The sequence below is a fragment of the Synechococcus sp. R3-13 genome (genome assembly GCF_047462195.1).
GTDB lineage: Bacteria > Cyanobacteriota > Cyanobacteriia > Thermostichales > Thermostichaceae > Thermostichus.
Map to the genome: position 1 here is coordinate 1 of NZ_JANSIO010000297.1, position 6,371 is coordinate 6,371.

Sequence of the window (6,371 nt, forward strand, 5' to 3'; positions counted from 1 at the left end):
CCGATCCAGGTATCCCACCGAACGAGCCACCAGAGATCCCGGCTCCAGGTCTGCAAAGCGGCTGCTGTCCGGGCTGGGCAGGGGTGAGGAAGGGGTGGGAGCAGGGGGAGCGGAGATAGAGGGCGGGATGGATCCCGGCAAAGGTTGAGGCGAGGGAGATGCCGGCAGCTCAGGTTGGGCTGTGGGCAGACCTACTGGGCGTACAGCGCGCTCCAGCCGTTCTCCCCACTCGGTTCCCTGACAGGCCGACAACAGCCAGAGCAGCGGAATAAGGCTGCCGAGCTTGAGCCAGGGGCCAGGCCGCATAGGTTTAGACTGGTGATGCACCGCTCTACCTTTCTCTATTGGTCTCTATTGGGCCCATTTGCGGCTGAACTCCTCCAGCACGTCCAGCAGGTTAAGCAGGCTTTGCATCGGCAGGAGATCGGCCAGGGGCAATTCTTTGCGCCCACCCCCCACTTTCACCGGGATCCCTTGCAAGATCTCTGTGACGGCGTCCTCATCCACCTTGCCTGCCATCACCTGGGGTGCCAGTCGCTCCGCCAAAAGGGTATGCAGGTGGGCATCGCGCAGGTAAAGATGCCAGCGGGCCACATCGATGTAAACTTCTTTACCAATGGCAGCAGCTAATTGCTCAATGTCTGGGTTGCTGGGCACTTTGGCCATCGCTCAGCTCCGTTGGGGGTTGCGTCTGCCCTTGCTCAATCATAGCCTGAACCCAAGGGATCCTCAGGGAGAGCTGGCAGCCGAGCGGTCGGGTAGAGGTAGGGCGAAGTTCTCTTGCAACTGCCGCAGCATCAACAGGTGCTCTAGGGCCAAGCGATCCCGTTCTGTCCGCAACTGGCTCAGTTGGGCCTGAATTTGGCGGATATCGGCCTCGTCGGAGTCCCAGCTTTGCAAAAGGCGGTAGAGGCGCTCTTGTTGGTTGGCAATTTGCCGGTTTAGGCGGGCTAGACGGCGGCTGAACTCCACATCCATTTCCTCTGCCAGCTCGGGATCCGGCAGCAGGGCCAAGCGATCCCAATGGATGCCCAGGTCGGCCAAGCTTGGCGGGGGCGGATCCAACTCCTTGAGAAGGGGGAAGTCCGGAAAGGGCGATAGCTCCGTCTTGGGAGGGGCCCATTGGTTTTGATCGGGGGCAGGGGTGAGACGGGATCCGGGTGAAGGCAGGTTTGTGGGCTGGGGGGCAGGCTCCTGTCCACTGGGAGAGGAGTGCAACTCCTTCGGACTCTGTCCCGCCGGCGCGGACGGCGTTGCCAGATGGCTACTGCTGGGATCTGCCTGGGCCGACAGGGATCCCAGACTGCATAGCCAAAGGCAGACTCCTAGCCCACAAGCCCAGCGAACTGCTTTTTCCACCCTGCGCTCCTCAGTCTTTCTCAAGCCTGCTCAGGTCATTCCCAGCCCACCTCGGCCCTGGTCGCGTTGGCGGGGCGAGATCCACGGTTGGGGATTGTCTCAAACAAAATCGAGTAGGCATCTTGCTTTTGCCCCGCCTCGAAAAGATAGCGTTGGGCAACACGAGCAGAGGCAGGCACGATGGCCACGCGCACCGGCGGATCTTCCAGCGATACCAAAGGCTGGGGATGAGACCAACGCCATCCCACCCAGCCCGCCCCTGCCAAGGCCACTACAGCCGCTGCCACCCGTCCCCAAGGGGTGCCCTTGCGTCGCCGCCAGCCCAGGTCGAGCATTGGCCGCCGATCCAGCTCAGCGAACACACGGCTGATCAACAGCTCCGTCTGGATGGGATCCAAGGTGGGGGCCTTGAGGTTGGCCAAACCGGCCTGTAAAGCTGCCAGTTGGCTGTACAGTTGCCGCGCTTGGGGATCGCTGGCCAGCCAATCTTCCACCTGCCGCGCCTCTTGAGACGACAATTCCCCATCCAAGTAGGCGCTCAACTGTTCAAAGCGCTCATCCACCACCGGCAGCTCTTGCTGGGGATCCCTGGGGTCGGGGTTGGGGTTGCCGCGAACCATGGTCATTCACCATTAAGGTAGGGTTTTAGGGTGGATTGTAGGCGGGCGCGGGCGCGGGCAATGCGAGACTTAACAGTGCCCAAAGACACCCCTGTGATCTCGGCAATTTCCTCATAAGCCATTCCCTGAATTTCCCGCAGCAGGATTGTCTGGCGAAAGGCCTGCGGCAGGTCGCGGACGGCTTGGTGCAATCGCTCGTAGAACTCGCAGGTGGCGAGGTGCTCATGGGGACTGGGGCTCTCGCTGGGCAGCTCCCATTCCATCTCGCTATCCCGCATCTGAATCGGCGCATCCAGAGAAAGGGGCTGCTGCTGTCGTTTGCGCTTGCGCAGCTCGTCGTAAAACAGGTTGGTGGCGATCCGCCCCAGCCAGCTGCGAAATTTTGCCGGCTCCTGTAGGCGTTTCAGGTGGCGGTAGGCCCGGATCCAAACTTCCTGGGCCAAGTCATGCCGGTCCTGCCAGTCCGGGGCAAGATGATAGAGCACCTTGTCCACATGGGCCTGATGGCGACGCATCAGCTCGGCAAAAGCCTCCCGATGGGGCTGGGATCCCTGCTGACAGAGCAGCACCAGATCCGCATCAGCGAGCTTTTCGGGCCGCACAGGCACGTTCTTCACCAAGACGGACCAGCGCTGGCCACTGATGTCGCTGAGGGCAGCATCCATAGGCATCCATAGGTTGTAACAACAGCAACAGCGGAGGGATCCCCTCCCAGACAGAACCTCTGTTGCCCAGACGAAATGGCAGAGTTTGGGTTCCCCCCACCCTCAACCGCAGGGTAGCTCTAGAGGCTCTGAGGGCCATACCGGCAAGACTCCACAGCAAGACCACCTCCTCACTAGATCTTGGCGCACATGGCGGGGTGGTGGATTGCAGGATAGCTCTTGAGTTGGTAACTGGGCTACAGTGGGCTTGCGGTATGGTGAAACGTCCGACCCGCCATGGCTTCCGATGCTCCTGTTGCCCTTCTCTCCGAGCTCAAGGCGGTGCCAATGTTGGCCGAACTTTCGGCAACGTCCTTGCAATGGCTGGGATCCCAGGTCAAGCTGCGGGATATCCCGGCGGGACAGGCGCTCTTTATGCAAGAGGCCTGGGGCAGCGTGGTTTACCTGATCCTAGCCGGTTGGGCTAAGGTGCGGCGGGCTTTGCGGGCGCAAGACAGCACCAAAACCCTTGCCTTGCTGGGGCCGGGCGCTTGGGTGGGGGAAATGGCGGTACTGGACGAAGCTCCCCGCTCGCGAGATGTGCTGGCCCTAACCCCGCTGCGGGTGGCCGGGATCCCGGCGGCAACCTTCAAAGCGCTGATGTTGCGGGAGCCGCAACTGTGTTACCAGCTGGCCTGCAGCCTCTCCCGTCGCCTGCGCCTGGCCAACTTGCAGGCGGATCTTGACCAGCAGAGCCCCCCGCTGCGAGTGGTGCATACGCTGGTGCAACTGGCGGAAGCTTTTGGCGAGAAGACCCCCCAGGGGATGCGCATTGTCTACCCTCCCCCCCAGGATTTGGCCGATATCAGCCAAGTTAGCCGGGAGACAGCCCTGGCGGTACTGAGCCGTCTGCAGCAGCAGGGGGTTATTCAGCCGCTGCCGGAGCAACAGTCTTTGCTGCTGATCCGGTACGCCAAACTGCTGGAGGCCACCCGTCTGCTTTAGATATTGAAGATATTGACCCATGTCTCCCCAACCGATTTCTCCCCATCCAGGACAAGAATCTGTCTGGGACTATCCGCGCCCACCTCGTCTGGAGCCCACCACAGAACTGGTGGAAGTTCTCTTCAATGGCGAGCTCATTGCCCAAAGCCGCCGTTGCTACCGCGTCCTGGAAACCAGCCACCCGCCCACCTACTACATTCCCCCCACCGACGTTCGACTGCAGTATCTCCGCCCCAGCTCTCGCACCTCTTTCTGTGAGTTCAAAGGGGCTGCCTGCTACTGGACAGTTCAGGTCGGATCCCAAACAGCCGTAGATGCCGCCTGGAGCTATCCGGATCCCAGCCCGGCGTTTTTGCCCATCCGCGACTACCTTGCCTTTTATCCAGGCCGTGTGCAGGAGTGCCGGGTAGGTGGAGAACGAGTCCGGCCTCAACCCGGAGATTTCTACGGCGGTTGGATCACCTCAAAGGTCGTAGGCCCTTTCAAAGGAGAGCCGGGTAGCTGGAACTGGTAGGGGCGGAGCAGCGATTCCCGAGGGGGGATCCCTTTTACCCACGAAAAGGACTACAGTTAAGTCGATGCGGGTCAGTTGTCCAAGGACTCCGTCCCGCTGGCACGAATCGGAGAGCGCGGACAAAAACCATGACGGTGCGGGTGCCCCTCGACTACTATCGGGTTTTGATGCTGTCGGCACGAGCAGATGAGCATCAGATTGAACAGGCATACCGGGAGCGAATCGATCTCAAGCCGGGCGAGCGCTCCTGGCTGTCGGGGTTCTCGCCACAGGCTGTGGAAGCTCGCGCCCAGATGATCCAAGAGGCGGCTTCTGTGCTGCTGAACCCTGAGGCACGACGAAACTACGACGAACACCTCATGCCAACGGCTCCCACCTTGACGGTGGAGGAGGCGCACCTACCGGGAGTGCTGTGCTTGTATTGCGAAGCCGGAGAGTACCAGGCTGCGTTGGACTTGGCTCAACACCTGTTGGAGCAGGGCCACCCTGCTCGTTCCGATGCCATTTTGGCGCGGGCCATCGCTCGTCTGGAACTGGGTCGAGAAGCCTGGCAACAGGGATCCTACGAAGAGGCGGCGCGTTCCCTACAGGCGGGCTTGGCGGAGCTGGAGGAGTATCAGGCCTTTCCGCAGATGCAAGCGGAGATCCGTATCGATTTGGGCAAGCTGCGTCCCTATCGCATTTTGCAACTCCTCAGCCAAAGTGCTCCCGCCCAAGCTGGAAGACACACCGCTGATGGGAACGGGGAGCGACAGCAGGGACTGGCTCTCCTCAAAGCCATGCTGGACGAACGGGGCGGCATCGAGGGGATGGGGCAAGATGGCTCTGGCCTCAGCACCGAAGATTTCCTGCGCTTTATCCAACGGGTACGTCGCCACCTCACCCTCAAAGAACAGCAGGAGTTGTTCGAGCGGGAGGCTGAGCGTCCCTCGATGGTGGCCGCCTACTTGGCCGTGCAGGTGTTGCTGGCGGCAGGTTATCTGGAAAACCGCCCGGCTCTGGTGCGGCGTGCTCGCGGCTACCTGGCTCGTCTGGCGCAGCGGCAGGATGTGCATCTGGAGCAGGCCATCTGTAGTCTGTTGCTGGGGCAGACCGAAGACGCGCTCGCCCATCTGCGCTCCACCCAAGAAGTAGAGGCCTTGCAGTTTATCGAAGAACACTCCGCCGGTTCTCCCGACCATCTGCCGGGTCTGTGCCGCTTCACAGAAAAATGGTTTCAGGAGGAGGTGTTCCCGGAGTTCCGCGGTCTGGAAGCCGCCCAAGTGACGTTGCAAGCCTACTTCGACAACCCCCAAGTACAAGCTTACCTGGACGAAATGCCCAGCCGCGAAGACCCGCCGGCAGGGATGCTCTCTCCCAGTGCTCCGCACCGCTGTCGCGAACAAGCCCCCCATCCCCCACCTCATTTGCCTGCCGTGGTGGGTCCTGAGCCAACCCAGGAATTGTATCGCCCACCCGCCCCTTGGCAACAGGGGGTGCCAGAACCCCCGCGCCTCTCGGATTTGCCCTCTTACCGCAGCACCCCCAAAGCAGGCGTCTCTTCTCTTGCCGATGAGAGTTCTAGTGCTCCGCACCGCTGTCGCGAACGCGCCCAAGACCGTTCCCCTCAGCGGGAGGGAGCTGGCGTGAGCGGAATGCAGGAAGTGGAACGTTACCGCCGCAGCCGCTTGGGATCCCGTAAGCGTCCTGCCCTTCCCGCCGTGGGCTTCGCACCGCTGACGCGAGTGGCCGGGGTAGTTGGTGTGGGCATTCTCTCCCTGCTGGTCATCTGGCAAATGCTGCGGGGCCTGTTCACGCCGCCACCGGCACCGCCGCTGGAGCAGCCCCAGGTGCAAATTGAGCAGCCGCCGGTTGACATATCGCCACGCGACGCTTTCGCGAACAACAATCCCGGCCAGACAGAACCCGCTCCCCCGCCTGAGCTAACTGGCCCTCTGGCGGAGTGGCAAGGAGTACAACAGGTGCGGGTGATCTCCAACGATGGCATCAACATTCGCCAGCAACCCAGCCTGACAGGAGCCATTGTCGGGACAGCCCCACGCCAAGCCCTGCTGCGGGTGGTAGAGGTGCAGGCCGGTGAGGGACAAGTGCCCGTCTGGCTGCGCATCGAGCGAGATGGGGCTCCGGGGGGATGGGTCGCTGCCCAGTCGGGCTCTACCCGTCTGGTGGAACGGCCCTAGCTCTCCCTTGCTGCCAGCTGTTATTGCTCCGCAACGCTGCTGCGACCGC

General features: G+C 61.8%; 7 protein-coding genes and 1 pseudogene. 3 read left to right on the top strand and 5 right to left on the bottom strand.

The features are described 5' to 3' along the window. The 5 genes and pseudogenes from NW856_RS09240 to NW856_RS09260 form a co-directional block, all read right to left on the bottom strand. Positions 1-306: pseudogene (locus NW856_RS09240) on the bottom strand (S-layer homology domain-containing protein); the annotation flags it as partial. A gap of 45 nt (positions 307-351) precedes the next feature. Next, complete coding sequence (locus NW856_RS09245) at positions 352-666, bottom strand: DUF3181 family protein (protein WP_011433076.1); 315 nt, start codon at positions 664-666, stop codon at positions 352-354. A gap of 63 nt (positions 667-729) precedes the next feature. Next, positions 730-1,359 carry a hypothetical protein gene (locus NW856_RS09250; protein WP_414399932.1) on the bottom strand — a complete coding sequence of 210 codons (630 nt, stop codon included), beginning with the start codon at positions 1,357-1,359 and terminating at the stop codon, positions 730-732. A gap of 35 nt (positions 1,360-1,394) precedes the next feature. Next, complete coding sequence (locus NW856_RS09255) at positions 1,395-1,985, bottom strand: anti-sigma factor family protein (RefSeq protein WP_414399933.1); 591 nt, start codon at positions 1,983-1,985, stop codon at positions 1,395-1,397. Beyond that, on the bottom strand, positions 1,982-2,644 hold the full coding sequence (locus NW856_RS09260) for a sigma-70 family RNA polymerase sigma factor (RefSeq protein WP_414399934.1): 663 nt from the start codon (positions 2,642-2,644) through the stop codon (positions 1,982-1,984). Before NW856_RS09260 ends, NW856_RS09255 begins: the two co-directional genes overlap by 4 nt. Before the next feature lie 276 nt (positions 2,645-2,920). Here NW856_RS09260 and NW856_RS09265 point away from each other — a divergent pair, with 276 nt between their 5' ends. The 3 genes from NW856_RS09265 to NW856_RS09275 all read left to right on the top strand — a co-directional run bounded on the left by NW856_RS09265 (position 2,921) and on the right by NW856_RS09275 (position 6,322). Next, on the top strand, positions 2,921-3,628 hold the full coding sequence (locus tag NW856_RS09265; RefSeq protein ID WP_414399935.1) for a Crp/Fnr family transcriptional regulator: 708 nt from the start codon (positions 2,921-2,923) through the stop codon (positions 3,626-3,628). Between the two features lie 19 nt (positions 3,629-3,647). Next, positions 3,648-4,142: a DUF427 domain-containing protein gene (locus NW856_RS09270; protein WP_011433071.1), complete on the top strand. Its 495-nt coding sequence runs from the start codon at positions 3,648-3,650 to the stop codon at positions 4,140-4,142. Between the two features lie 128 nt (positions 4,143-4,270). Further along, positions 4,271-6,322, top strand: coding sequence for an SH3 domain-containing protein (locus NW856_RS09275; protein ID WP_414399936.1), 2,052 nt, complete (start codon positions 4,271-4,273; stop codon positions 6,320-6,322). Positions 6,323-6,371 lie beyond the last annotated feature (49 nt).

Excerpts from the sequence above, each read along its gene's own strand:
- NW856_RS09245 (WP_011433076.1), bottom strand. The coding sequence starts at position 666 with ATGGCCAAAGTGCCCAGCAACCCAGACATTGAGCAATTAGCTGCTGCC.
- NW856_RS09255 (WP_414399933.1), bottom strand. The coding sequence starts at position 1,985 with ATGACCATGGTTCGCGGCAACCCCAACCCCGACCCCAGGGATCCCCAG.
- NW856_RS09260 (WP_414399934.1), bottom strand. The coding sequence starts at position 2,644 with ATGGATGCTGCCCTCAGCGACATCAGTGGCCAGCGCTGGTCCGTCTTG.
- NW856_RS09265 (WP_414399935.1), top strand. The coding sequence starts at position 2,921 with ATGGCTTCCGATGCTCCTGTTGCCCTTCTCTCCGAGCTCAAGGCGGTG.
- NW856_RS09270 (WP_011433071.1), top strand. The coding sequence starts at position 3,648 with ATGTCTCCCCAACCGATTTCTCCCCATCCAGGACAAGAATCTGTCTGG.
- NW856_RS09275 (WP_414399936.1), top strand. The coding sequence starts at position 4,271 with ATGACGGTGCGGGTGCCCCTCGACTACTATCGGGTTTTGATGCTGTCG.